Below are 25095 nucleotides of genomic sequence, written 5' to 3'. Positions count from 1 at the left end.
GACCGACGGCATCCTCCTCTCTCGGCTCGCCACCGTCGCCACCTCAGGCTCGGCAGCGTGCTGACGGCCGTGCTGCTGACGGCCTCCTGCGGGTTGTTCGGCTCCGGCCCGCAGGCCTGCGGCTGCGCGCTCCCGCCCGACGACAGCGAGGTGATCCCGACCGTGCAGCGGTTCGCCCAGGCGCTCGCCGAGGACGACTCGGCGGCGGTGCGCGAGTTGCTGAGCCCCGACGCGCAGGCGCCTGCTGCGGACGAGCAGGCGAGGTGGACGGCGCTGACCGACCCGGCCGCGCGCTGGATCGTCGTGTCGGATCACGCCATGAGTTACGACGCGGAGACCGCATGGCTGGTGTTGGGCACGCTTCCCGGCGGGCCGTGGGTCACGGCGGTCGTCCACGACCGCGCCACGGGCGATCCCGGCACCGTGGATCCGAGCAGGCAGGCCGGTACCCCCGCCGAGATCCTGCATGCGGGGTCCGCTCCCGTCGTCGTCCACCCGGACGACGACGGGAGCGGCATCGTCCTGCTCGTGGACGGCGACGGAAGGCTGGCACCGCTGGAGCCGCTCAGCTCCCATCCGCCGCGGCATCTCGTGGAACAGGCCAAGCTCGACCATGAACAAGGCGAGGATGCGGCCGAGGAGTGGGAGCGCCCCGAACTGCGCGAACGGAAGTGGATTCACACCGGAGAACCGCTGGCACGGGGCGACTACACGGTGATCGCGATCACGAGCCTGGCCGACGGCTGGTCGACGGGAGCCTCGACGTTGACGATCGACTGAGCCGCAGGACTGCTCGACGGCCGCAGCGGTCTCACATCGCGCCGGACGTCCCGACCGCCGGAGAAGGCGTAGGGAGGCCTCGGAGCCTGCTGCCCTACGGCCTACTCGGGCGTCCGGGCGTCCCGCCGCAACGGATGGTCTGGCGGAATCTCGACCAGGACGATCCGCATCCCGTCCGGGTCCTCGATCCAGGCCTCGTCGAGGCCCCAGGGTTCACGGCGGGCATCCCGCTTGATCTCCAAGCCGCCCTGCCGCAGTTCGTCCAACGTCGCCGCCAGGTCTCGGACCTGGAGCCACAACGACTGATCGGGGCTCGCACCCCCGCCCCCTTCGCCGGAGACTTCCAGCAGGCCGGTGCCCAGGAAGAACACGGTGCCCACCGCGAACTCGCGGTGAATCGCAAGACCGAGGGTGTCGCGATAGAAGGCGACGGTACGAGCACGGTCCACCGGCCGCACGAGGATCCGACCGCTCAAGACCTCCATCGCCTGCCCCTCTCGTCTTCCGCCCGCTCGGATGCACCCGCGTCCGAGCCTGCACCTGCCGGCGCTGAGCCTCCCAGCGTCGCATGATCGGGTAGACACGACCAGCGCTGTAGACGAGCGTCCGTCCACCCCCGTAGAAATCTGATATCAGTTTGCTATAGTCGGGGCAGTCAAGGACAACAGGAGAACACGATGACCAACACGACCTCGGCAATCGATCAGGTGGCCATGCCCGCCCCGTCGGTTCGCGAACAACGCGCCTTCGTGCTGCCGGGCGGCCTCATGGCATGCCTCGGTCTCATCCTGCTCGCCGCAGGCGTCACCGTGGGGATCATGGGGATCAACGACCAGAGCGGCCTGCTCATCGGACTCGCAGTCGGAATCCTGCTCATCGGAATCATCGTCCTCGCGGGCCTGATCATGGTGCAGCCGCGCGAGGCGCGCGTGATCCAGTTCCTCGGCCGCTACACCGGCACCGTCCGCGACGACGGCCTGCGCTGGGTCAATCCGCTCACCACCCGCACCAAGGTGTCGACCCGAATCCGCAACCACGAGACGACCGTCCTCAAGGTCAACGACGCAGACGGCAGCCCCATCGAGATCGCCGCCGTGGTGGTCTGGCATGTGGAGGACTCGGCGCGGGCGATGTTCGAGGTCGACAGCTTCGTTCGCTTCGTCCAGACCCAGACCGAGACCGCCGTTCGACACATCGCGACGAGCTACCCCTATGACAGCGACGACCCGAAGAGCACGTCGTTGCGGGAGAATGCCGAGGACATCACCGAGCAGCTGTCGACCGAGATCGGCGTGCGCGTCGAGTCGGCAGGCGTGCGAGTGATCGAATCGCGCCTCACCCACCTCGCCTACGCTCCCGAGATCGCCCAGGCCATGCTGCAGCGTCAGCAGGCGGGCGCGGTGGTGGCGGCACGGACTCGTATCGTCGAAGGCGCGGTGGGCATGGTGGAGATGGCATTGGACAAGATCGCCGAACAGGGCGTCGTCGAACTCGACGAGGAACGGAAGGCAGCCATGGTCAGCAATCTCCTCGTAGTCCTGTGCGGCGACCGGTCCACCCAGCCGGTGGTCAACGCGGGCTCGCTGTACCACTGACGCCGTGGCGGACCGCAAGAGCTTCCTACTCCGTCTGGATCCGGCGGTGCACGACGCGCTGGTGCGGTGGGCGAACGACGATCTGCGCAGTGCCAACGCGCAGATCGAGTTTCTCCTCCGCCGGTCGTTGACCACGGCCGGCCGACTGCCCAAGGACGCAGGGAAACCCGCCCGACGCGGCAGGCCGCCCAAGAAACAGACCGAGACACCTCCGCAGGCTGCTCCCGAAGGAGAGCCGGAGAAGTGAGCCCGGCGGCACCCAGGCCGCCGGGCTCCCTCTCGTCGACGGCACCTCGGGCAGACCGTCAGCCGTTCCACGACGTGCGCGGCGCACACCGCGCTCGCCCCCACGGCTGCCCACCCGCCGTGACCAGGAACGACGACGCTCCGATGAGTGGATCGACCCGGCACGCAAACTCGGTCCTGCACGTCCGGTAGCATCGCCGCCGTGCAGCGCTATTGGTGGTTTACCGAGCCGGCCCTGGATGGGCCGGGCGGCGAGACCACGCGCTGACCACAACCCCATCCAGAGCCGGCGAACAGGGATCTTCCGCCCTGTTCTCGCGTGCACTGCCCACTGACGGCAGGCCGGCTCTGATGTCGCAAGGGGTGCGGTCTGCGGAAAGGCGTCGATCATGACCAGCACGCTTCCCTCCACCTCGGATCTCATTCGAGATCGACACATCGCCGAGATCCGACCGCTGGTCTCTCCCGCGCTGCTGCGCGACGAACTGCCGCTGAGCGACCAGGCCGCGCAGGTGGTCACCGACGGCCGCGACGAGGTGATCAACGTCCTCACGGGCCGCGACGACCGTCTCCTCGTCGTCGTCGGGCCGTGCTCGGTGCACGATCCCGCAGCGGCCCTGGCCTACGCGCGTCGGCTCGCGGCGCTGGCGGAGACGGTTCGCGACGACCTGCGCATCGTCATGCGGGTCTACTTCGAGAAGCCCCGCACCACCCTGGGGTGGAAGGGTCTGATCAACGATCCCGACCTGGACGGCAGCTTCCAGGTCAACAAGGGGCTGCGCCTGGCCCGTCGGCTCCTGCTGGACATCCTCGAGCTCGGCCTGCCCGTGGGCTGCGAGTTCCTGGACCCGATCACGCCGCAGTACATCGCCGACGCCGTCAGCTGGGGATCTATCGGGGCACGGACCGCACAGAGCCAGGTGCACCGCCAGCTCTCCAGCGGGCTGTCGATGCCCATCGGCATCAAGAACGCCACCGACGGAGACGTCCAGGTCGCGGTCGACGCCATCGCCGCCGCCGGATCAAGCCACGTCTTCACCGGCATCACCGACGGCGGGCTGGCCGCCATCCTCCGCACCACCGGCAACCCCGACTGCCATGTGGTGCTGCGGGGCAGCACCGCCGGCCCCAACCACGATGCGGAGTCCGTCGCCTCGACGACGGCCCTGCTCCGTGCCGCCGGGCTGCCCGAACGGACCGTCATCGACGCCAGCCACGGCAACAGCGGGAAGGACCACCGCAGGCAGCCTGTCGTGGCTGCCGAGGTGGCCGGGCGGCTCGCGGCGGGCGAGCACGGCGTCGTCGGCGTGATGCTGGAGAGCTTCCTGGTGGCGGGCCGCCAGGATCTGGCCCCCGGCAGGGAACTCGAGTACGGCCAGAGCATCACCGACGCCTGCATGGACTGGGAGACGACCGAGTCGACGCTGCGCGGGCTCGCCGCCGCCGTCGCCGAGCGCCGATCGGCCAGGCGCGGCTGACCCGGAGCGGTCTCTTCCGACCCCGGCCGATCGGGCTGATCAGGGGTACGTGCGTTGCGGATGGGACAGAGGCGACGCGGGGAGAGCGAGACGGGAGCCGACGTCGCGGAGGCGGCTGGGCGGCGGGGTCAGGCAGGCCGCGCACGCTCGGAGTCAGGTTCCGGTCTCCCTCTCCCCCACGCCGCTCACGTGAAAGGCCGCAGGGCTCAGACGAGCCCTTCGAAGGCGTCGTCGAGATAGGCGCCGAAATCGGGGCCGCTGCGGTTCGCCAGCACGTGTCGCATCCACGCCGCGCGCTCGTACCCGATCACGGCCAACTCCCACACCTGCGCCACCAGCACCTCACGGATCTCGGAGAACTCCTCCGGCCGTTCCACCGACGAGCGGAACGACCGCTGCCACAGTTCATGAGAACGCATCCACCAGTCCACCGACACCACGCACTGGTCCCGTGAGTCGTGGGCCATCAGGTAGGCGACACCGTGCGCGCCCTGATCGCCTCGGACCGACGCGAGGACCTCGACGGCGCGCGCGACACCCGCATCGACCAACTCGGCCCTCGGATATCGCGAGCCCTCGGCTATGCCGTAGCACTTGATCCGCCACCCACCTGCCTCCTCGATGCCGAGGAAACGAACCGGACGCGGGGTATAGGACGTGTCTGGCCGAGACTGCACGCGGCCATCTTCTGGCCATGGGCACCGCTTGTCGACCTCCCGGCGGGAACCGATACCGGACCTATGCGAGCGGGCGACGAACAGGCGAGGGAGTCAGGTACCGAAGAACAGCCGAGCGCCGAGCGTCAGGGCCATCGCGGCGACCACCGACAGGAAGACCTTGCGCACGAAGGTCGAGCCTCGGCTGGTCGCGAGCAACGCTCCCGAGACGCTGCCGGCGATGTTGCACACAGCCATCACCAGCCCGAGCCCCCACAGAACCTTGCCTGCCGGGATGAAATAGCAGAGCGCCCCCAGATTGGTGGCGGTGTTGACCAGCTTGGCCGTCGCCGAGGCGTGTAAGAACGCGAAGCCCAGCAGCCCCACCAGCAGGAACACCAGGAAGGACCCGGTGCCCGGCCCGGCGAGCCCATCCCAGAAGCCGATCGTCATGCCGCCGAGTCCGGCGAGCAGGATCTGCACACGCCGTCCGAAGCGCGGCGTCTCGACGGACCCGAGCGAAGGCTTGCGCCAAGTGTAGATCCCGACGGCGACCAGCGCGAAGAGCACGACCCCGTTCAACACCCGCCCCGGCAGCAGATTCGCGAACGCGGCACCGCCGACCGCTCCGCCGAACGCGATCGACGCCATCGGCACGGCGGTCCACCAGTCGATGCGAGTCCGCCGCGCATAAGTGGGAACCGCAGACGCAGTGCCTGCGAAGGCGGCGACCTTGCTCGTCGCCAGGCTCAACAAGGTGTCTCCACCCGGCATGATCAGCAGCAGGGCGGGCAGCTGAATCAGCCCGCCACCGCCGACGATCGCATCGACCGCGCCCGCAGCGAACGCGGCGACGCACAGGAACAGCAGTGCGGCCATCGACACGTCGGCGAAGCCAGGCCAGTCGAGAGGGTTGAACACCCGTCGAGCCTACGGAGCACGACCATCGCCGGAGGGGCCGCGCGGCGCGAGAATCGTCACAGCGTTCTCGCAGGTCGGCGGGCGACAAAAGCCCTGATCCGGGGCTGTTAGACTTCGCCGTCGTGCCGTGTGGCATTCCGCTATGGAGGAAGGCTGCCAGCGACCGTCGAGCCTCGTCGCTCACGGGTCATCCCGGCAGCGCCACGACGAACGCGGCACGACAGAACACACATCGAGACCGAGGGGTTGTCGCGTGGCGAACATCAAGTCACAGGTCAAGCGGATCAAGACCAACGAGAAGGCCCGGCTGCGGAACAAGTCGGTGAAGTCCTCGGTCAAGACCGCGATCCGCAAGTTCCGCGAGGCCGCCGACGCCGGTGACAAGGCCAAGGCCGTCGAGTTGAGCCGTGAGGCCTGCCGCAAGCTGGACAAGGCCGCGAGCAAGGGCGTCATCCACGCCAACCAGGCCGCGAACAAGAAGTCGGCGATCGCGCAGCGCGCGAACCAGCTCTGAGCCGTCCCGGAAGGGCTTCGGCCCGCAAAGACCTCCGGTTCCCGACGGCGCTGTGAACGAGTCGCCGCCACGGCACCGGAAAGACGCGGGGCAGGTTTCAGCACCATCGGAAGGACGTCTCGGGTTGCCCGAGGCGTCCTTTCTGCGTCCGGCCTGGTCACAGCCATGACAGGTGTCATCGCTGGCCGTGTCGGCACCGTCGCGGGAGTGCGGTGCGCTGAACGTCGGCAGTGAGGCCCGGCTGTGGGCTCAGGCGGCTGCCGAGACCGTTGCGGACGAGCTTCGACCACCCGCCCGTCGCCGAGGGCGCGGAGTCAGTGCCGGGCGCGGGCGTCGATGATGCCGAAGACCGCGCGTTCCAATGCGTAACTCGCGTCGGCCGCCTGCCCCTTGACCTCGCCGTTGAGTCGGGCGACCAGGTGCATCGCCTCGGCGAGTCCGGCCTCCTCCCAACCGCGAACCTGGGTACGCACCTTCTTGATCTTCCACGGCGGCATGCCCAACTCCCCCGCGAGCTGGAACGGGTCGCCGTTGCGCGCCCCGCGCACCAACGCGATGCTGCGCACGGCGTCGGCCAGGGCGTCGGCGACGAGTACGGCGGGCACGCCGAGCTGGAGTGCCCACCGCAGCGCTTCGAGCGCACCGGCTCGATCGCCGGTCACGGCCTTCTCCGCGACCGCGAACCCGGTCACCTCGGCCCGGCCCCGGTGGTAGCGGCGCACCGTCGCCTCGTCGATCGGCCCCTCGGTGTCGGCGACGAGCTGAGTGGCGGCGGCGGCGAGTTCTCGCAGGTCCGACCCCACCGTCTCGACCAAGGCGGTGACCCCGCCGGGATCGATCCGTCCGCCCACCTGGCGAACCTCGTTGCGAACGAAGTTCTCCCGCTCAGCGGCTCTGGTGATCTTCCCGCACTCCCGGACGTCCGCGCCCGCCTTGCGGAGGGTGGCGGGAAGCTGCTTCGCGAGTTTGGCCCGACCACCGCCGGAATGGACCACGACCAGCACGATCCCGTCGTCGGGCTGCGGCCGATAGGAGACGAGCGCTTCTGCGAGTTCCTGTCCGGCATCCTGCGCGGCGTCCACGACGACGACCCGCCCTTCCCCGAACAGCGACGGGCTCACCAGCTCGGTGAACCGGGGGAGGGTCAGTTCGCCGGCCTTGACCCGCACCGTCTCGGTCATCGGGTCGACCTGTCGCGCCGCCTCCGACGCCGCCCGCACCGCACGCTCGACGAGCAGCTCCTCCTCACCGAGGACGAGCTGAACCGGAGCAGGTGGGGCGACTCGCGTGTTCACCCGCTCATCCTGGCACGGGTCCCCGACCGACCTCCGTGGAGTCGAGTCCGGCAGCCGGCGACCGGCCAGCCGCGACCTCGGTGTCGGAGCGGGTCCGCAGACCCCGGCGGGGCGGCGCGGTCCTCCGGGGTCGGGAAGGACCTCGTCGCAGTACAGCCGAGGTACGGACGTGGCATGTCCGACGTCGGCGCCGCGCTGTGCTCGCCGCTCGGGTCTGCCCTGGTCGGCAGCCGGGATTGCACCTGGTCAGTCGGACCGCCCGCTCGTCGGCCCGGCTCGACGTCCCCCAGGGCACCTCCGAGGCTCGGCGGTCCCACACCTCGGACAGAGGGTGGTTTCGACCCGTTTCGATGCCCTAGGGTTGGTGACACAACTGAACACTTCATCCAGAGGGGTAGAGGGTCCGGCCCTGCGAAACCCCGGCAACCGGCGTCGACAGCCCGGCCGCGTCCAGCGGCATTCGACGATCACGGTGCCAATTCCGGCCCGCGCTGCGGGAAAGATGAGGAGAGGCCTCGCGATGACGACGACCCTGCGCACGCCCACGAACGCCACGCTGGACCTTGGTCCCGCCGCCGCCCTGTCCTGTCGGGAATGCGGGAATCGAACTCCGCTGGCCGCCGAGTTCGCCTGCGCCGAGTGTTTCGGGCCGCTGGAGGTGGCCTACGAGTTCGGCAGGATTCGCCGGGAGGACATCGAGGCCGGGCCTCGATCGATCTGGCGGTATCGCGGGCTTCTCCCGGTGCCCGCCGACGTCGACGACCACGCCAACACCCAGCCAGGCCTCACCCGACTGGTTCGCGCCGATCGCCTCGCCGCCGAACTGGGGTTGAAGAACCTGTGGGTCAAGGACGACACCGGCAACCCCACCCATTCGTTCAAGGACCGCGTGGTCGCCGTGGCACTGGCCGCCGCCCGTGAATTGGGCTTCCAGGTCTTGGCCTGCCCCTCCACCGGCAATCTCGCCAACGCCGTCGCCGCCGCGGCGGCCAGGGCGGGCTGGCGGTCCATCGTGCTGATCCCCTCCTCCCTGGAGCGGGCGAAAGTGCTGACGACCGCCGTCTACGACGGCGCGCTCATCGCCGTGGACGGCAACTACGACGACGTGAATCGACTCGCCACCGAGCTGGCCGCCGAACACGAGGACTGGGCGTTCGTCAACGTCAACGTGCGGCCCTATTACGCCGAGGGCTCGAAGACACTCGCCTTCGAGGTCGCCGAACAACTCGGCTGGCGGCTGCCAGAACAGATCGTCGTGCCGATCGCCTCCGGGGCCCAGCTCACGAAGGTCGACAAGGGCTTCCAGGAGCTGGGGACGCTCGGATTGGTGGAGCCCACGCCCTACCGCGTCTTCGGTGCCCAGGCGACCGGCTGCTCGCCGGTGTCGGCCGCGTTCCGAGCGGGCAGCGACGTGGTGCAACCGGTGCGTCCGGACACGATCGCTCGCTCGCTGGCGATCGGCGCGCCCGCCGACGGGCCCTACGTGCTGGACGCCGTACGGCGGACGGGCGGAGCGATCGAGGACGTCAGCGACGACGAGGTGGTGGCGGGCATCCGCCTGTTGGCCCGGACCGAGGGGATCTTCACCGAGACCGCAGGCGGGGTCACCGTGGCCACGACGAAGAAGCTCATCGAGGCGGGCAAGCTTGATCCGGAGGCCGAGACCGTACTGCTGATCACCGGCGACGGGCTCAAGACGCTCGATGCCATTCAGGACCATGTCGGTCCCAAGGCCACGGTGCCGCCCTCCTCGAAGGCAGTGCACGAGGCACTCGGGTACTGACGACCGGAAGCCTGTGCCGAAGCCGGACAGTCGCGCCGTCGGAGTGCAGACAGTCGTCTCCCCTCCGACGGCGCGCTAACGGCGAGGCCTGTTCCCGCCGTTCCGCCGAAGTCCTCCGGCTGGAGTGTCTTCAGTCGGGGCACCTCACGGCAGTTCGGCGCGGTGCGTCTAAGGCGGTGCCGTCCAGTCGGTCCTCTCTGGGCTTGGCGAGCAGACCCTGCACGTGGGGCCGGGCGCATTCGGCCAGGGCGGATTCGGCGGGACGAATCGGCCGGGCGCAGTCATGGAATACGTGCCGGGTCGACGCCACAGGCGAAGTCGGCGGCGAATACCGGTCCTCCGTCTCCGCTGCGATCGGGATTCGCGGGCGCGGTCGCTCGGTCCGGTCCGGAGCAGGACCGCAGTTCAGCTCCATCAGGCGCCGCTGAACTACCGGCGCCGCCCCGCTACGCCGGGGCAGGCGGCTGCCGTCGGTCGCCGCGTCTCTCCGTGGCGCGGCGATGGACGTCGGCTGCCGAATGACGGCCCGGGACGAGAAACCGCGTCTGTGTGAGCGGCGTCTGCATCTGCGGCGCCCGTGTGTGCGGCGGCAACGCCCACTCGGTGAGTGGCAGCCACGTATGCGGCGACGCCAAGCCGTCACACCCCCGGCCCAGCGGCATCGGACGTGATCGACGACCCGGTCAGGTGAACCGGACAGCGGTACCCCAGCACCGGGTAGCGCCGGCTGGCAACGGCGCGCGGCAGGCGGCATCGCCCGTCCATGACGTGGCCGACTCCGGCGCCGCGCTGAGATGCAGGCTCACATCGACCGGCCTCGTGCCGCACGGAAATGCGGCGGCGGCCGAGACCGAGACCGCCGGGGTTGTCTCCCTCCCTCCCCCTCCCCCTCCCCACCCGCCCGCCTCCACCTCCGCCCTTCCCGTTGGTTCTGCGCCGTGGCGGTTCGTTCCACCCGCCTGCCGCGTCGGCAGGCAAGACTCACCCGGCGCGCCCGCCGGGTGGCAGGTTCTGCCGTGGCATCGGCACCCGCCGGATGGCGGGACCGCCCAACTCGGCATGGGCGGCCATCCGATGTACGGCCCGTCGAGTGTCAGTACCCGAAGCCCGGCGCCCGCCGGCGGCGCCACGTCATGTCCGGGGACGACCCGAGTCGGTGCCCACGACGTCAGGGCAGGCCCAGTCGTTGTCGTCCTGTTCTCCGGCGGCGCCTGCCTTCCAGCCACCCGCCGAGCGACGCGGCGTCCCTTCTCTCACGCAGGTGGGCAGGGCAGACTGCCTCGGAGCAGCCTGCAGAGGATGCACGCTGCCGGGTCCGGCCCGAGCCGGGCACAAGCTACGGAGTGCTCTCCACCGCTCTCCTGACGACGGCCTGGTCACCGTCTCGAACCACCACGGCCACGTCACCGCCGCGATCGGTGCGCAACACCACGGCCCCTAGAGCCGACAGCTCCTCGACCACCGTGGCGCTCGGATGCCCGTAACGGTTGTCACCTCCCACGCTGATCAGAGCTGTCCGGGGCCGGACCGCCGCGAGAAACCTCGGTGAGGTGTAGCGCGAACCGTGGTGCGGCACCTTGAGGATCTCAGCGCCGACATCTGCCCCCGACCGCAACAGCTCGGACTGTCCGGCGAGTTCGATGTCGCCGGTCAACAGCACCCGGCCCGCCGGCGTGGTCGCCCGAAGCACCAGCGAGTTGTCGTTCACCTCCGTTCCCGATTCCGCGTCGACCCTCGATGAGGGGTCCACCGGCCCCAGCACCTCCAGGAGGAGATCGCTCCACGCCAGTCGACGCCCGGCCTGCAGCTCGACCACCGGTACGTCGGCCGCTGCCGCTGATTCCCGGACCCTGGTGTGCGCCCAGTCGGGAACGCGTACCGGGCCGAGAGCGATCGCCCCGACCTCCCGGCCGGTCAACGCAGAGGTGAGTCCCCCGACGTGATCGGCGTGAAGATGGCTCAGGACGATCAAGGCGATCGACCGCACCCCCAGATCGCGGAGGCAGGCGTGCACCGCCCCGGTGTCCGGTCCGACGTCCACCAGGACCACGCGACCCGGCTCTCCGGTGGCCAGCACGACCGCGTCGCCCTGCGCGACGTCACACGCCACCACCGCCCAGTCCTTCGGCGGCCAGCCCGGCGAGACAAGCCTGGCAGGCAACAGGAACAGGACCGTCACCAACAGCATCGCCACCAGGAGGACACGGACCCGCCGGAAGCGCACGATCAGCACCAGGATCAGCGCCAGCACCGTGAGCAGCACCCCGCCCGTCACGCCTGAAGGCCAGTCGATCCGGGCTGCCGGGACGGCAGCGGCGTGCCTCCCGACCAGGATCAGCCACCACACCTCCGGCCCCGCCAGATACACGAGCAGCTCGGCGGTGCCCAGATGAAACGGCGAGACCAGCGCCGCCAACACCCCGAGCAGCGTCGCGGGCGCGACCACGGGAGCGGCCAGGAGGTTCGCCAGGATCGAGATCAGACTCACCTCACCGGACAGCCCCGCGATCAACGGCGCCGTCGCGACCTGCGCCGCCACCGCGACCGCAAGGGCCTCGGCGACACCGATCGGCACTCCCCGATCCCGCAACGCCCCGGCCCAACCGGGCGCCAACAGCACCAGGCCGGCTGTCGCCGCCACCGACAAGGCGAAACCCGGATGCGTCGACAGTTCAGGCAACACCAACAGCAAGGCGATCACCGTGCCTGCCAGCGCGGGCAGCGCGCAACGCCGCCTGCCCAACACCAACGCAAGCAGGGTCACCGAGCCCATCGCCGCCGCCCGAAGCACGCTCGGCTCCGGTCGAGCCAGGATGACGAAACCGACCAGCGCCACGGCTGCGGCCACTGTGGACGGGACCGGCCCCAGACTCACCGCCCGGCAGAGCAGCAGCACCGCCCCGCACAGGATCGCGAGGTTCGCCCCGGACACTGCCGTCAGGTGAGTCAGGCCTGCCGCTTGGAACTCCTCCTCCACCTGCGGAGACTGTCCCCCGGTGTCACCGACGACCAAGGCGGGCAGCAGACCCGCCGGATCAGGGTGCAGCACCTCCGCCGCCGTGCGCAGACCGCCGCGCACCGTGTCTGCGGCGCTCTGCCACCACGAGACCGGCCCGATGTCGAGCGGCGGGCCGCGTACCCGAAGCACCGCCACCGTCAGATCACCGGGACGAGGCGGCAGCAACGCTCCCTCGGCGGTCACCTGTTGGCCCGGCAGCAGCGCCGACCAGCCGGGGTCGTCCGCGAGAACGATCAGTCGCCCACGCGTGTCGCGACGCTGTCCGTCGAGCTCCATCGCGGCCAGCCGGGCACGAACCAGCAGCCGCCCATCACCTGGATCGCCCGCGTAGCCCGCCGTCATCAGTCGAGCCGGGTCGTCGGTGAGCTGCATCCGCACCCGCGCCTCGTCGCCTCGTTCCGCGGCCTCCCGCAGCGGGTGGGCACTCGCATGGCGTTCCCGGACTCCTACCCCGACGGCCGCCGCAGCAGTCAGCAGGCCCGCCGCCAGCACGCCCGCCGTCATGCGTCGTGCGACCCGCACCCCGTGACGGGCACAGAGACCGCATCCGAGCATCACCAGACAGGCCAGGGCGCCGAAGCACGCTGCGGCGAGGTGGCCCGCGTGGATGCCGACCAGGGTCACCGCCCACACTGACAGGGCGGAGGGCACCAGCCGGAGATCCCGTCGTGCCGTCGGCCTCATCATGACGTCACCAGGTCTTTCAGCCGTTCATAGCGCGTCGGACCGATCCCGTCGACCTCCCGCAGATCCTCGACCGAGGTGAAACGGCCGTGAGCGGCCCGCCAGTCGACGATCGCCTGCGCGGTGACCGGACCGACGCCGGGAAGCGCGTCGAGCTGGGCGGCGGACGCGGTGTTCAGATCGATCGGTGCGGACCCCGCCGATGCCTGAGCGGCTCCACCGCCCACCCCGCCGCCGATCACCCCACCATCGACCTCGGCCCCCGGCGGAGCAGGCGCGTCGACGTGGATCTGCTCGCCGTCCGCCAAGGCTCGAGCGAGATTCACCGTGTCGAGATCGGCATCGGGGTGCGCACCACCCGCCGCCGCGACCGCATCAGCCACCCGAGCAGGAGCAGTCAGGGTGACCAGGCCCGGGACGTGGACCCGCCCGACCACGCTGACCACGAGCTCCGCCGCAGGCGCAGGCGTGGCGCTCGTCGACACCACCGCCGACTGCCCCGGTGATCCGTCCGCGGCCGACACACCGGACGCCGCGAGAGGCAGCGCGGGAAGCCGCTCCTCCGTCGGAGCGGGCCGCCAGAGCAGCCCGATCAGGACGACGGCCACGGCGATCACGGCGACACCACCCACCGCGAGCGCGCCGGATCGGCCCGGGTCCAGCCTGGCCGATCCGATGCCTGCCGGGACCCAGCGTCGAACGAGTCTGCCCAGCCGCCGTGGCGCGGCAGGCGGCCCGGCCCGTCCCATGCGGGTCGGACCGGGGTCGCTGCGGTGTCTGCCGCCGCCCGCCGCGACCAGTGGGGCGTCGGAGACCGGACGACGTCCTACGGCGCCGGGTCCGGTGGGACCTCGCGCGGGAGCACTCCCGCCGACGGCCGGAGTGTTCGCGCAGTCGTCCCCCGTGACGATGACGTCGAGCCGTCGTCGTGGGTCGGCGCAGGTCGGCCTGCGTGCCGTCGTCGAAACAGCCATGACGGCACCGTATGCAGGATGCGGTGGCGGGGCGGGGTTGCAAGATCAAGATGTGGATGGCTGGAGCGCTGTGGACAACTCGCCGGGAGCGACACGCGAAAAGGACGAGGCGACGGACGTGGGGCGTAACGTCGGTGGGTCGGGGTCAGCTTGCACCGTCGGGTCCGCCGGGAAGCACGACGGCCCCGAGCACGCCGGGGCCGGTGTGCGCGCCCACCACCGCGCCGAGCTCCGAGATCAGGCAGGCGCGGCAGCCGGGCACCCGCTCCTCGATCCTCGCGGCCAGCTCCACGGCGCGCTCCGGCGCGTCGAGATGATGCACGGCGACACCGGTCTCCCCCGAACCGGCCGCCTCGGCGACGTGGTCGACCAGCCTGGTCAGCGCCCGCGCCGAGGTGCGAACCTTCTCCAGCGGCACGATGCGCCCGTCGTCGACGTGCAGCAGGGGCCGCACCGCCAACGCCGTGCCAAGGAACGCCGCCGCCGTGCCGATGCGACCACCACGCCGCAGGTACTCGAGGGTGTCCAGGCAGAAGAACGTCCTGGTGCGGGCGGCCGTCTGCCCGGCGACCCGCGCCACCTCGTCGCCCGTCGCGCCCGCGCCCGCGGCGTCGGCCGCCACCAGGACCGCGAAGCCGAGTCCCATCCCGGTGGAGCGGGAGTCGATCACATGGACCCGATCGGAGCCGATCTCCTCGGCCGCGAACCAGGCGGCGTCCCAGGTGCCGGAGAGATCCGAGGACAGATGCACCGAGACGATCTCCTCCGCACCGTCGCGCAGCAGCTCGCGATAGACGGCGGCGAACTCGACCGGGGTCGCGCGGGAGGTCGTGACCTGACGGTGCGCCCGCAGGTCGTCGGCCAGTTCCGCTGCGCCCATGTCGACGCCGTCCCGCAGCGACCGCCCGTCCACCAGCACGTGCAGGGGCACCACCCGCACACGCCTCCGCTCCGCGAACCCCTCCGGAAGGTAGGCGGTGGAGTCGGTCACCACGGCCACGGTCACGGTTTACCTGGTGACCCGAGTGGCAGGCATCTGCCGGTCGTCATGATCCGGATCGACACCGGTCGCCTCGTCGGCGGCCTGCTCCGCGGCGGGCCCGTCGGCAGAGTCGCAGGCAGCGCCCGCGAGCAGCAGTTCCGCCACGGCGACGCCGACGTCCTGATGGGCCTGCCAGCCCCAGTGCATCCCGTCGGGATTGCCCAGACCCGCGGCGAGGTGCGCCGTCACCAGCGCGGGCAGGTCGAGCAGCGGAGTGTCGGTACGCGAGCCCCAGGTCCGAACCGCAGCGACGGCCGGGGCGTGACCGGTGTGGACCCCGGCGTACTCGGCGGCCCGATGCACCGAGGGAAGCATCCCGATCACGGTGACGTCCGGGCGGAGGGCTGTGACCGCGGCTCGGCAGTCCTCCAGGTAGCGGACCGTCAGCCTGGGCGGCAGCGCCACCGGCCTCCCGCCGAGCATCCTGGCCAGTCCCGGCTGCAGACGGCGATAACCCGCGCGGACGCGACGTCGCAGACCGTCGGGACGCAGATAGCGCATGCCCTCCCGCAGCACGGTCGGCAGCGGAGAGGGCAGCGTGTCCATACTGCCCACCGCCAGGACCACCGCCCGCGCATGCGGCAGCGCGGCCCAACACCTCGGGTCACGGGTCAACGCCCACCAGGCATCCCGTGCCGTCCAGCCGAGGCCCGCGACCAGTTCGGCGCGCGTTCCCAGCCGCGCCGAGGCGACGTTGGGCCACAACCCCGGCTCGTCGGCCGGGTGCGGGCCTCGGGGACCGTGGAAAGTGAGGGAGTCGCCCAGCACCAGCAGCGTTCCCCTCGCCGAGTCCACCGGACTCACTCGACGACGCCTGCGTTGTACTGACGCAGTCGCCACCGCAGACCGTCGTCCGCCCGCCGTTCCAACACCGTCCAGTGGCAGTTGCCGATGCCGATGAGCTGCGGCCACTGCGCCGGACTCAGGCCGAGCAGCCTGCCGGTGAGCGCGACGATCAGCCCGCCGTGCGCACACAGCATCGCGGTCCCCGTGCGTTCCGCGTCGAGCTCGGCGACCACCGCTTCCGACCGTTCCGCAACCTGAACCCGGCTCTCGCCGCCGGGTGGGCCCCACTGCGGGTCCTCCCGCCACCGCGTCAGACCGCCGGGCCAGCCCTCCTCGACCTCGATGCCGCTCAGGCCCTCCCAGTCACCGATGTGCGTCTCCCGCAGCCGGGTGTCGACCCGAGTGTCGATCCCGGTGATGGCGTGGAACGCCGCAGCCGTGTCCGAGGCGCGCCGCAGATCGGAGGTCACCACGACGCCCGGCTCGAAACGGACCAGGGCGGGCGCCGCCCGCCGCGCCTGGGCACGCCCCTTCTCGGTGAGGTGCGTGTCGAGCTGTCCCTGCAGCCTGCCCGTGGCGTTGTGGTCCGTCTCGCCGTGCCGCCAGAGCACTAGTCGCGACAGGCTCACGCCTGGTCGTCCCCGACGCTGGCCGCCGCATCGGCGTCCTGAGCCCCCGAGCCGGCCGTGTCACCCGGATCACCGCCGTCGAACGGCACCCGAGGACAGTCCTTCCACAACCGCTCCAGCCCGTAGAAGGCACGTTCCTCGGCGTGCTGGACGTGCACGACGACGTCGATGAAGTCCAGCAGCACCCAGCGTCCCTCGCGGGCGCCCTCCCGGCGCACCGGCTTGACGCCTACGGCCCGCAGCTTCTCCTCGATGCCGTCGACGATGGCCGACACCTGGCGCTCGTTGGGGGCCGAGGCGATCACGAAACAATCGGTGATGACAAGCTGATCGGACACGTCCAGCACCACGATCTCGTGGGCCTTCTTGTCCGCCGCCGCACGGGCGGCGACGAGCGCCGTCTCCCGCGCCTCGTCGGTCGCAACCACAGTTCTCCCTCCGTGGCGGGCACACTCGTCGCCCGCTCGAATGCCTGAGCGTACCGGTGCGGCACGGCACGTCGACGCGCCGAGAAACACGGACGACACGGCCCGGCCGTCCACGACGCGCGACGGCGGTCTCAGCCCTGGTACAGGCTCCGTTTGGAGATGTACTGGACGACTCCGTCGGGCACCAGGTACCAGACCGGCATCCCCCCGGCCACCCGTGTGCGGCAGTCGGTGGAGGAGATCGCCATCGCGGGAACCTCGATCAGGGTGACCGAGCCCGCAGGCAGGTGGTGGTCCACCAGCTGGTAGCCGGGTCTGGTGACGCCGACGAAGTGAGCGAGGGCGAACAGCTCCTCGACCCGACGCCACGACAGGATCTGCTCCAGGGCGTCGGCACCGGTGATGAAGAAGAGATCGGCGTCCGGGAGGGCTCGCTGGAGGTCCTTGAGCGTGTCCACGGTGAAGGTCGGGCCGCTGCGATCGATGTCGACGCGGCTGACCGAGAAACGAGGATTCGAGGCGGTCGCGATGACCGTCATCAGATAGCGGTCCTCGGCGGCGCTGATCGTCTGGTCGTCCTTCTGCCACGGCCTGCCGGTGGGAACGAACACCACCTCGTCCAGCTCGAAACGAGCCTGCACCTCGCTGGCGACCACGAGGTGACCGTGGTGGATCGGGTCGAAGGTGCCGCCCATCACACCGACGCGTCGACGCGCAGGACGTGCTGCCGAGCTCACCGCCGTCGTTTCGGCCACGAGCGGGCAGCTTACCCGTCGGTCTGACAGGCGGCGGCCGACCCGAGACTCAGTCCGTCGGTGCGAGGACCTTCCCGCCCACCGCCTCACGCACGAGGATCGCCTCGACGGGGCAGCTCTCCGCCGCGTCGATCACCTCGTCGTGGGCGTCGATCTCCTCGGCGACGGCACTGGCCGCAGCACCGTCGAGCCGGAAGTGGTCCGGCGCGGTGCCCGTGCACATCCCCGAACCGACGCACGCACCCTGATTGACGTCGATCTTCCAGCGACCCATGACGTGATCCTCCCTACCAACCGACCGGCAGGCTGCGAAGCCCCCGGACCAGCATCCCGCTCTTCCATTCGAGAGCATCCTCCTCGACGCCGAGTCGCAGTCCCGGAAGCCTCCGGAGCAACGTCTCCAACGCGACCTGAAGCTCCATTCTCGCCAACTGCGCACCGATGCAGTGATGACTCCCGTGCCCGAATCCCAGATGAGGGTTGTGCTTACGGCCAGGATCGATCTCACTCGCCCCGCAGAAGACCTCCTCGTCCATGTTCGCCGAGGCCAGCGACACCACGACGGGATCGCCCGCGCGGATCACGACATCGCCGAGGCGGACGTCCTCCAGTGCGTAGCGTGCGGCGAGGACGGTGGTCAACGGTACGGATCGCATCAGCTCCTCCACCGTGGATTCGAGGAGATCCGGGGCGGCACGCACTCGATCGATCAGCCTGGGCGTCGTGAGCAGCACGTAGACGAAATTGGGGATCTGAGTGGCGATCGTCTCATGGCCTGCGGTGAGGATGGCGCCAGCCAGCAGCACCATCTCGTCGTCGGTGAGTCGGTCCTCCCCGTCCCTGGCCAGCACCATCGCGCCGAGCAGGTCGTCGGTCGGCTCGCGACGACGACGCGCGACCAGCTCGGTCAGATAGTCGTGCATGGCGAGCCGCTGCCGCCCGACCTCCTCGGGGGACGCCCCTGTCGTGGACAGGATCACCTCGGCCCAGGACCGCAGCCGACCCCGGTCCTCCGGCGGCACGCCCATCAACTCGCAGATCACGGCGATCGGGAACGGCAGGGCGAAGTGCTCGACCAGATCGACCGGCGGATCGTGTCGCACCAGATCCTCGACGAGCCGCTGCGCCGTCTCCCGTGTCTTCAGGCGCAACTCCTCCACCCGCCTGGCGGTGAGCGCCTTGGCCGCCAGACCGCGCAGGCGGGTGTGGTGCGGCGGATCCATCGTCGTGATGCCGACGTTGTGCTGATGCCTGCCGAGCCTCGGCTCGTCACGGTCCACCGACGCGGCGCGGCTGAACCGGGGATCGGCCAGCACCACCCTCGCGTACTCGAACCGGGTCACCAACCAGCCGTCCTCGCCGAAGGGCAGGCTCACTCGGCACACGGACTCGGTCGCGCGCAGCTCCGAGTAGAGCGGGTCGAGCATCAGTCGTTCACTCATCTCGAAGGGGTAAGACCTGACCTCGTGGGGGATCGTCACTCGCTGCTTTCCTCACTCACGGTGTCTGCCAACCACATGACAGCACCGAAAGTAAGCAGGTGACTACCTTGGGTCAATACACCCTTTCGTGAGGCCCCGCGCCCGCCTGCCCGGCGGCGGCCGTCACGACCTGGGTCGGACCTGCCCGTCCCCCCAGACGACCCATTTCGTCGACGTCAGCTCTGGAAGCCCCATCGGGCCCCTGGCGTGCAGCTTCTGCGTGGAGATGCCGATCTCGGCTCCCATGCCCAGCTCCGCGCCGTCGGTGAACCCGGTGGAGGCATTCACCACGACGGCGGCGGCGTCGACCCTGGCGACGAATCGACGGGCCGCGCGAAGGTCACTGGTGACGATGGCCTCGGTATGACCCGACCCGTGCCGCGCGATGTGCTCGACCGCCTCGTCCAGCGAGTCGACCACCTTCACCGCGAGATCCATCGAGAGGTACTCGGTGTCCCAGTCCTCCTCCGTGGCGGGCACCGACTCCGAGAGCAGTGCGGCCGAGGACTCGTCGGCGTGCACCACGACCTCGGCAGCACGCAGTTTCGACCCCATCATCGGCAGGAAGTCCTCGGCGACGGCCCGGTGCACCAGCAGTGTCTCGGCCGCGTTGCAGACGCTGGGACGCCGGGTCTTGGAGTTCAGCACGATGCGAACGGCCTGGTCGAGTTCGGCGGAGGAGTCCACGTAGACGTGGCAGTTGCCGATCCCGGTCTCGACGGTGGGCACGGTGGCCTGCTCGACCACTGCGGCGATGAGGCCCGCTCCGCCCCTCGGGATGACCAGGTCGACCAGGCCCCGCGCGGTGATCAGGTGGCGGACGGAGGCCCGGTCGTGGCACGGCAGGAGCTGGACGGCGTCCGCAGGCAGCCCGGCGGCGACCAGCACGTCACGCAGGATCGCGACGAGCGCGGTGTTGGATCGCTCCGCCGAGGAGGACCCGCGCAGCAGGACCGCGTTGCCCGATTTCAGGGACAGCCCGGCGGCGTCGACCGTCACGTTCGGCCTGCCCTCGTAGACCATGCCCAACACGCCGAGCGGAACCCGCAGCTGACGCAGCTCCAGCCCGTTGGGCAGCACACTGCCGCGCACCACCTCGCCCACCGGGTCGGGCAGCTCGGCGATGTCCCGCAGCCCCTGTGCGACCGCCGCCACGCGCTCTTCGGTCAGGGTCAGCCGGTCCACGAGGTTCGCGGGCATGTCGTTCTCGCGGGCGGCCGTCCGATCGGCCTCGTTCGCGGCGAGGATCTCCGGGGTCCGATCCAGCAAGGCCTGCGCCATCGCCACGAGGGCCGCGTCCTTCTCGGCACTCGTCACAAGCCCCGTGTCGGCGGCGGCCGCCCTGGCCCGGCGGGCCGCGTCGAGGACCTCGGCACGAAGGGCCGCATCGGCGTCGGCAGGCGAGGCGGGCGGGGCCTCCGCAGGACTGGTCCCCGGCTGCCCTGCGGCGGAGGCGGCCTCGGCACCGGCGTTCGCGGTGGTGTCCTCGGCGGCAGCCGCAGCAGCGTCGACAGCGTCCTTCTCGGAGAACCGCTCTGCCTCACCCATCGTCGTGCTGGTCATCTGCCCAGCGTAGAGCCTCGTCGGCACGGGCATCGAGCGACTTCTCGACGCCCGGTGGAGGGCCCGGCCGCGCTCTGCGGTATGCCTGACACCGTGGACGAGCAGGGTTTGCGAGAACTGGCCGAGGAGCGGTTGCGCGCGTTGGCGGGCCCGCAGGCACGTTTGCGAGAAGACCAGTGGGCCGCGATCAGTGCCCTGGTGGTGGACCGCCGACGGGCGCTCGTCGTGCAACGGACCGGCTGGGGCAAGTCGGCCGTCTACTTCGTGGCGACGGCGCTGCTCCGTGAACTGGGCGAAGGCCCCACGATCATCGTCTCGCCACTGCTGGCGCTGATGCGCAACCAGGTGGAGGCGGCGGCCCGTGCGGGCGTGCACGCGGCGACGATCAACTCGGCCAACGTCACCGAGTGGGAGGCGGTGCAGGACTCGGTGGCCGCAGGCGAGGTCGACGTGCTGCTGGTCAGCCCGGAACGGCTGAACAACCCCGACTTCCGAGACACCGTGCTGCCCGCCCTGACCGAGAGCGCCGGGCTGCTGGTGGTCGACGAGGCCCACTGCGTCTCCGACTGGGGACACGACTTCCGACCCGACTACCGCAGGCTGCGAACCCTGCTCACGGAACTCCCGGAGGGGGTTCCGGTGCTGGCCACGACGGCGACGGCCAACGACCGGGTCGTTCACGACGTCACCGAGCAGCTCGGACTCGGGCAGGCCGAGGCGCAGACCCTGGTGCTGCGCGGACCGCTGGACCGCGAGAGCCTGCACCTCGGGGTGCTGCGGCTGCCGACCGCCGAGGCCCGGCTCGCCTGGCTCGCCGAGAACCTGCCGCGGCTCACCGGCTCGGGCATCGTCTACACGCTGACCGTCGCCACCGCGGGCGAAGTGGCCGCCTACCTACGGGAACGCGGGCACGAGGTCGTCGCCTACACCGGTCGCACCGAACCGGCGGAGCGGGAGCAGATCGAGGCGGACCTGCTGGCCAACCGGGTCAAGGCGGTGATCGCCACCTCCGCGCTGGGCATGGGCTTCGACAAGTCCGATCTCGGGTTCGTCCTGCACCTGGGCGCGCCCGCCTCCCCCATCTCCTACTACCAGCAGATCGGTCGGGCCGGGCGTGGCGTGGCCCGCGCGGACGTGCTGTTGCTGCCGGGTCGGGAGGACGCCGAGATCTGGCGGTACTTCGCCTCCCTGGCCTTCCCCCCGGAGGCGGTCGTCACACAGGTGCTCGCCGTGCTGAACGCCTCGGACCGACCGTTGTCGACCTCGGCGCTGGAGCCCAGGGTCGAACTGTCCAGGAATCGGCTGGAGGTCGTGCTCAAGGTCCTCGACGTCGACGGCGCGGTGCGTCGGGTGCGCGGCGGCTGGGAGGGCACCGGGGAGACGTGGACCTACGACGCCACGCGGTATCAGCGGATCGAGCAGGCCAGGCAGTCCGAGCAGCACGCCATGCTCGCCTACCTCGACTCGACCGGCTGCCGGATGGAGTTCCTCCGCACCCAGCTCGACGACCCGGCTGCGGCGTCCTGCGGGCGGTGCGACAACTGCACCGGCCGACGCTGGTCCGACGAGGTGTCCGCCGCCGAGCAGGCCGCGGCCGGTGAGCGACTGCGCAGGCCCGGTGTGGAGATCGGCACGCGCAGACAGTGGCCCACCGGAATGGCGTCATTGGGAATCGAGGCGACCGGCCGGATCGACGCGGGCGAGTCGGCGGCGGAGGGAAGAGCGCTGGGCAGGCTCACCGACATCGGGTGGGGCGGCAGGCTGCGCGAGCTGCTGGCCCCCGACGCCCGTGACGATCAACCGGTGCCTGCGGACGTCGTCACGGCCTGTGTCTCGGTGCTGGCGGCCTGGGACTGGGCACGGCGCCCGGTCGGAATCGTCGCCGTGGGCTCCCGGACGCGGACCCGACTGATCCGCAGCCTCGCCGAGCGCATCGGTGCGCTGGGCAGGCTTCCCGTCCTCGGCGAGATCGCCGTGGTCGGTGAGGCGCCGCGCCGAGCGAACAGTGCGCAGCGGGTCGCCGGGCTGTGGGAGTCCTTCGCCGTGCGGGAGCCGCTGGTGAGCAGACTCGCCGAGATCGACGGACCGGTGCTGCTGATCGACGACCGGGTGGACACCGGCTGGACCATGACGATCACCGCGAGGCTGCTCCGCCAGGCGGGCGTGCCGGCCGTCCTGCCCTTCGCCCTCGCCGTCACCAGCTGACACCGACCGTCTCGCCACGGGTGGCCGTCCGCGTCGACGCACGCGGCGCGGACCGAGACCGCCCGACCCGACTTCGGCTCGGGCGGCGCGGCGCACAGAAGAGCAGCGCTCCCGATCAGCCCGGCGAGGGTCGCGTGACGGCTCGCCCGACCGAGCGAGCCCGCATCAGCCAGGGTCGGCGGACGCCGTCCCAGGGCCGGCGTCCCCGCCCGGCGAGCCGGAGTCGGCAGGCGGCACCTCCGCGGCAGGAATCGGCGACTCGACCCGAGGCGACTCCGGCTGAGCGTGTGCTACCCGGGACAGGACGACCGGAGACGGCTCGTCCTCGGCCTGCTCAGCACGCACCGGCGCGTCCTGCGACGCCTCGGAAGGGCCGGTCGTCGGGCCGAGTGCCTGATCAGCGCCGGACACCGACTGCGGTCCGCCAGTCGGACTCGACACCGCAGAGGCGGGCCGAGACGCCACGTCGACGTGACGGACGAGCTCCGCAGGCACGCCCTGCGGCGACGAGTCGTCGGCACCGATGAGGTACGGGGGTCGGGGAGCCTGCGCACCCGCAGGCCGGCTGCCCGTCAGCGGGCGGCCGAACACCTGGATCGGCCCGGTCTGCGGTGCGGCCGGTCCCTCGGCGGCCGGGGTGACCTGCTCATGGGGCGCCACGGGCGGGCCTGCGGCCGGAAGCGTGCCGAGCCGCCACCGTAGCGACCAGGTGGGAACGAGCGAGGCGATCACGACCGACGGCAGTGCGAAGCTCACCGCGAACGACATCGGGTCGGTGGCAGGCTCGCCGAGGACGGTGGACCACACGACGAGGTCGACCAGCCCGAACAGCAGGAACACCGTCGCGGCGATCAGGGCGGTGCGCCTGCCACGTCGAGGATCGCGTCGCAGGACGGCATGGGCGGTCAGCGACCCGACGACCAGTGCCACCGCCAGGATCAAGGTCATCACCTGTGCGCCGCGCTGCGTCGCGACGTTGAGGAACATGATGAGCCCGTAGATGAAACCGGCCACGCTGGTGACCGCGATCAGCTCCAGCGCTCGCACGACCGCACCCACCCGCTGCACGTTGCGCGGCGACTGGTTCATCGTGCGGACCACCCCTGGTGCAGCGGCCAGCGCGGCGGCGGCAGGCCAGAAGACCAGGCCGCTCAACGGACGGTAGATCGACTCGACGGCCGGGGCGAACACCATCACCGCCGTCACCGCCGCACCGAGCCACAACACGATGCGCCGCCAGCCGAGATCGCCCATCACCAGCCCGACGAACGGAGGCACGGTGAACACGATCATGGTCAGCAGCAGCGACGCGAGGCCGGTCAACGCCGTCGTCGGCACGCCGCTCGCCACGTCGATCAGCCCCAGGACGGTGCTCAACAGCAGGCACAGGACGGTCAGCGTCGCGACGCCGACCGAGGCGATCCGCCAGGCCTCGTCCAGACCACGCGGGACCCTGGGCAGCTCCGCGACGCGAGGGGCGGCGGCGAGCAGCACGCCTGCCAGGCCGATGCCCAGGCCGGAGCCGAAGCCGCCTGCCGTGTCGACGCCGAGGACCAGTCCCTCCACCGAGGCGAGCGTCTCCGGGGTCTCGCCCATCACGATGTCGAGGACCAGCGTCGTGATGACGACGGCCACATACGGCAGGACGAAGGACGCCCGCAGCAGCCAGGCCCGCAACAGGTCGGCCCGCCCGGACAGCGCCCCGGATCGGAGGATGTACGGCACGGTCAGACAGAGCAGCGCGAGGATCGAGGTCAGCACCACGTCGATCCGGTCGGCAGCCAGGCCATGACCGTCCCACGGCAGGGCCAGCGACACGAGGATGAGCACCAGTGCGACGCCGTCCCGGACCCGGTCCGACACCGGAATGCGCGGATAGGGCATGGGTGGCGCGGCAGACCGGACGTGACCACCGGACGCGAAGCCCGGCGGCGCGTCGCCGCGTAGTGGACCTCCCGCTACCGGCGGGATCAGCCCGCCGTGGCGTGCCGCACCGCAGTCGGCACAGCGACTCCCGCTCGAAAGGGTGCGCCCACAACCGTCACACACGTTCACCGGTACCCCTCGTCCGCTCGATCATCGAGCGCCGGTCTGCCCCGCGAACCCCCACGCGAGTCGATCGACGTGTCGTCCGCCGACACGCTCAGTCACCGGACGACACCCATTCTGGCCGTACCGTGCGATCGACTTCCCGCCGGGATCACCCAGTGCACCGCCGCACAGCCCGCGCGGCCCGGTCCGGGCACTGAAGCCTGCGAACG

At 70.8% G+C, this 25095-nt stretch carries 22 protein-coding genes and 1 riboswitch; of the genes, 7 read left to right on the top strand and 15 right to left on the bottom strand.

From position 1 onward, the window contains the following. The first annotated feature begins 57 nt into the window (after positions 1-57). Positions 58-780 (top strand): hypothetical protein, encoded by a 723-nt coding sequence (locus tag UA74_RS08430; protein ID WP_157434062.1) that lies wholly within the window; start codon positions 58-60, stop codon positions 778-780. A 101-nt stretch (positions 781-881) separates the two neighbouring features. On the opposite strand, the gene UA74_RS08425 is transcribed toward UA74_RS08430, so the two are convergent. After that, positions 882-1265 (bottom strand): VOC family protein, encoded by a 384-nt coding sequence (locus tag UA74_RS08425; RefSeq protein WP_075739767.1) that lies wholly within the window; start codon positions 1263-1265, stop codon positions 882-884. Between the two features lie 192 nt (positions 1266-1457). Between UA74_RS08425 and UA74_RS08420 the strand changes: the two genes are divergently transcribed. From UA74_RS08420 to UA74_RS08410, 3 genes are all read left to right on the top strand, one after another. Further along, positions 1458-2375, top strand: a complete 918-nt coding sequence (locus tag UA74_RS08420) for an SPFH domain-containing protein (RefSeq protein ID WP_075739766.1) — start codon at positions 1458-1460, stop codon at positions 2373-2375. Between the two features lie 4 nt (positions 2376-2379). Next, positions 2380-2622, top strand: a complete 243-nt coding sequence (locus tag UA74_RS08415) for a hypothetical protein (protein WP_075739765.1) — start codon at positions 2380-2382, stop codon at positions 2620-2622. Positions 2623-3010: 388 nt separating this feature from the next. After that, entirely contained in the window at positions 3011-4099 is a 1089-nt protein-coding gene (locus UA74_RS08410; RefSeq protein ID WP_075764170.1) for a 3-deoxy-7-phosphoheptulonate synthase, read from the top strand. Positions 4100-4305: 206 nt separating this feature from the next. On the opposite strand, the gene UA74_RS08405 is transcribed toward UA74_RS08410, so the two are convergent. Next, on the bottom strand, positions 4306-4776 hold the full coding sequence (locus tag UA74_RS08405; RefSeq protein WP_075739763.1) for a hypothetical protein: 471 nt from the start codon (positions 4774-4776) through the stop codon (positions 4306-4308). A 93-nt stretch (positions 4777-4869) separates the two neighbouring features. Next, positions 4870-5676 (bottom strand): sulfite exporter TauE/SafE family protein, encoded by an 807-nt coding sequence (locus UA74_RS08400; RefSeq protein ID WP_232237676.1) that lies wholly within the window; start codon positions 5674-5676, stop codon positions 4870-4872. Positions 5677-5929: 253 nt separating this feature from the next. Here UA74_RS08400 and rpsT point away from each other — a divergent pair, with 253 nt between their 5' ends. Continuing rightward, a complete protein-coding gene (rpsT, locus tag UA74_RS08395; protein ID WP_075739762.1) occupies positions 5930-6190 on the top strand; it encodes a 30S ribosomal protein S20 in 261 nt (86 codons plus the stop codon). Positions 6191-6504: 314 nt separating this feature from the next. Here rpsT and holA read toward each other — a convergent pair whose 3' ends face one another. Then, complete coding sequence (gene holA, locus UA74_RS08390) at positions 6505-7485, bottom strand: DNA polymerase III subunit delta (RefSeq protein WP_075739761.1); 981 nt, start codon at positions 7483-7485, stop codon at positions 6505-6507. Positions 7486-7864: 379 nt separating this feature from the next. Beyond that, positions 7865-7994, top strand: a riboswitch (SAM riboswitch). 11 nt (positions 7995-8005) lie between these two features. On the opposite strand from holA, the gene thrC reads away from it, so the two are divergent. Then, on the top strand, positions 8006-9268 hold the full coding sequence (thrC, locus tag UA74_RS08385; RefSeq protein WP_075739760.1) for a threonine synthase: 1263 nt from the start codon (positions 8006-8008) through the stop codon (positions 9266-9268). A gap of 1336 nt (positions 9269-10604) precedes the next feature. Here the strand turns inward: thrC and UA74_RS08380 are convergent. The 10 genes from UA74_RS08380 to UA74_RS08335 form a co-directional block, all read right to left on the bottom strand. Then, the gene (locus UA74_RS08380) at positions 10605-12974 is read right to left on the bottom strand and encodes a ComEC/Rec2 family competence protein (protein ID WP_075739759.1); all 2370 of its coding nucleotides are present in this window, start codon (positions 12972-12974) and stop codon (positions 10605-10607) included. After that, on the bottom strand, positions 12971-13945 hold the full coding sequence (locus UA74_RS08375) for a ComEA family DNA-binding protein (protein WP_083683023.1): 975 nt from the start codon (positions 13943-13945) through the stop codon (positions 12971-12973). The genes UA74_RS08380 and UA74_RS08375 overlap by 4 nt, the downstream gene beginning before the upstream one ends. A gap of 145 nt (positions 13946-14090) precedes the next feature. Beyond that, complete coding sequence (locus tag UA74_RS08370) at positions 14091-14951, bottom strand: DegV family protein (RefSeq protein WP_075739758.1); 861 nt, start codon at positions 14949-14951, stop codon at positions 14091-14093. A gap of 3 nt (positions 14952-14954) precedes the next feature. Next, positions 14955-15782 (bottom strand): diglucosylglycerate octanoyltransferase, encoded by an 828-nt coding sequence (gene octT / locus UA74_RS08365; protein ID WP_083683960.1) that lies wholly within the window; start codon positions 15780-15782, stop codon positions 14955-14957. Between the two features lie 5 nt (positions 15783-15787). Continuing rightward, positions 15788-16402 carry a histidine phosphatase family protein gene (locus UA74_RS08360; RefSeq protein WP_075739756.1) on the bottom strand — a complete coding sequence of 205 codons (615 nt, stop codon included), beginning with the start codon at positions 16400-16402 and terminating at the stop codon, positions 15788-15790. Further along, entirely contained in the window at positions 16399-16830 is a 432-nt protein-coding gene (gene rsfS / locus UA74_RS08355; protein WP_075739755.1) for a ribosome silencing factor, read from the bottom strand. Before rsfS ends, UA74_RS08360 begins: the two co-directional genes overlap by 4 nt. Positions 16831-16961: 131 nt before the next feature. Further along, positions 16962-17585: a nicotinate-nucleotide adenylyltransferase gene (gene nadD, locus UA74_RS08350; RefSeq protein WP_257787503.1), complete on the bottom strand. Its 624-nt coding sequence runs from the start codon at positions 17583-17585 to the stop codon at positions 16962-16964. 49 nt (positions 17586-17634) lie between these two features. Beyond that, on the bottom strand, positions 17635-17859 hold the full coding sequence (locus UA74_RS08345) for a ferredoxin (protein ID WP_075739754.1): 225 nt from the start codon (positions 17857-17859) through the stop codon (positions 17635-17637). 13 nt (positions 17860-17872) lie between these two features. Further along, positions 17873-19027: a cytochrome P450 gene (locus UA74_RS08340; protein WP_198042966.1), complete on the bottom strand. Its 1155-nt coding sequence runs from the start codon at positions 19025-19027 to the stop codon at positions 17873-17875. 162 nt (positions 19028-19189) lie between these two features. Beyond that, positions 19190-20629 (bottom strand): glutamate-5-semialdehyde dehydrogenase, encoded by a 1440-nt coding sequence (locus tag UA74_RS08335; protein WP_232237675.1) that lies wholly within the window; start codon positions 20627-20629, stop codon positions 19190-19192. Positions 20630-20710: 81 nt separating this feature from the next. Between UA74_RS08335 and UA74_RS08330 the strand changes: the two genes are divergently transcribed. Beyond that, on the top strand, positions 20711-22834 hold the full coding sequence (locus UA74_RS08330; protein WP_449688197.1) for a RecQ family ATP-dependent DNA helicase: 2124 nt from the start codon (positions 20711-20713) through the stop codon (positions 22832-22834). A gap of 165 nt (positions 22835-22999) precedes the next feature. On the opposite strand, the gene UA74_RS08325 is transcribed toward UA74_RS08330, so the two are convergent. Beyond that, positions 23000-24718 carry a DUF7937 domain-containing protein gene (locus UA74_RS08325; protein ID WP_075739753.1) on the bottom strand — a complete coding sequence of 573 codons (1719 nt, stop codon included), beginning with the start codon at positions 24716-24718 and terminating at the stop codon, positions 23000-23002. Positions 24719-25095: the final 377 nt, after the last annotated feature.

The organism is Actinoalloteichus fjordicus, assembly GCF_001941625.1.
In the GTDB taxonomy this organism is placed as follows: Bacteria; Actinomycetota; Actinomycetes; order Mycobacteriales; family Pseudonocardiaceae; genus Actinoalloteichus_A; species Actinoalloteichus_A fjordicus.
The sequence above is the reverse complement of the archived record's forward strand: the minus strand, read 5'-3'. Positions and strand labels throughout refer to the sequence as shown.

Coding starts and splice junctions, on each gene's coding strand:
- UA74_RS08420 (WP_075739766.1), top strand. CDS start 1,458: ATGACCAACACGACCTCGGCAATCGATCAGGTGGCCATGCCCGCCCCG.
- UA74_RS08335 (WP_232237675.1), bottom strand. CDS start 20,629: ATGACCAGCACGACGATGGGTGAGGCAGAGCGGTTCTCCGAGAAGGAC.
- UA74_RS08325 (WP_075739753.1), bottom strand. CDS start 24,718: ATGCCCTATCCGCGCATTCCGGTGTCGGACCGGGTCCGGGACGGCGTC.
- UA74_RS08375 (WP_083683023.1), bottom strand. CDS start 13,945: ATGGCTGTTTCGACGACGGCACGCAGGCCGACCTGCGCCGACCCACGA.
- UA74_RS08330 (WP_449688197.1), top strand. CDS start 20,711: ATGCCTGACACCGTGGACGAGCAGGGTTTGCGAGAACTGGCCGAGGAG.
- UA74_RS08340 (WP_198042966.1), bottom strand. CDS start 19,027: ATGAGTGAACGACTGATGCTCGACCCGCTCTACTCGGAGCTGCGCGCG.
- UA74_RS08345 (WP_075739754.1), bottom strand. CDS start 17,859: ATGGGTCGCTGGAAGATCGACGTCAATCAGGGTGCGTGCGTCGGTTCG.
- UA74_RS08380 (WP_075739759.1), bottom strand. CDS start 12,974: ATGATGAGGCCGACGGCACGACGGGATCTCCGGCTGGTGCCCTCCGCC.
- thrC (WP_075739760.1), top strand. CDS start 8,006: ATGACGACGACCCTGCGCACGCCCACGAACGCCACGCTGGACCTTGGT.
- UA74_RS08425 (WP_075739767.1), bottom strand. CDS start 1,265: ATGGAGGTCTTGAGCGGTCGGATCCTCGTGCGGCCGGTGGACCGTGCT.
- UA74_RS08410 (WP_075764170.1), top strand. CDS start 3,011: ATGACCAGCACGCTTCCCTCCACCTCGGATCTCATTCGAGATCGACAC.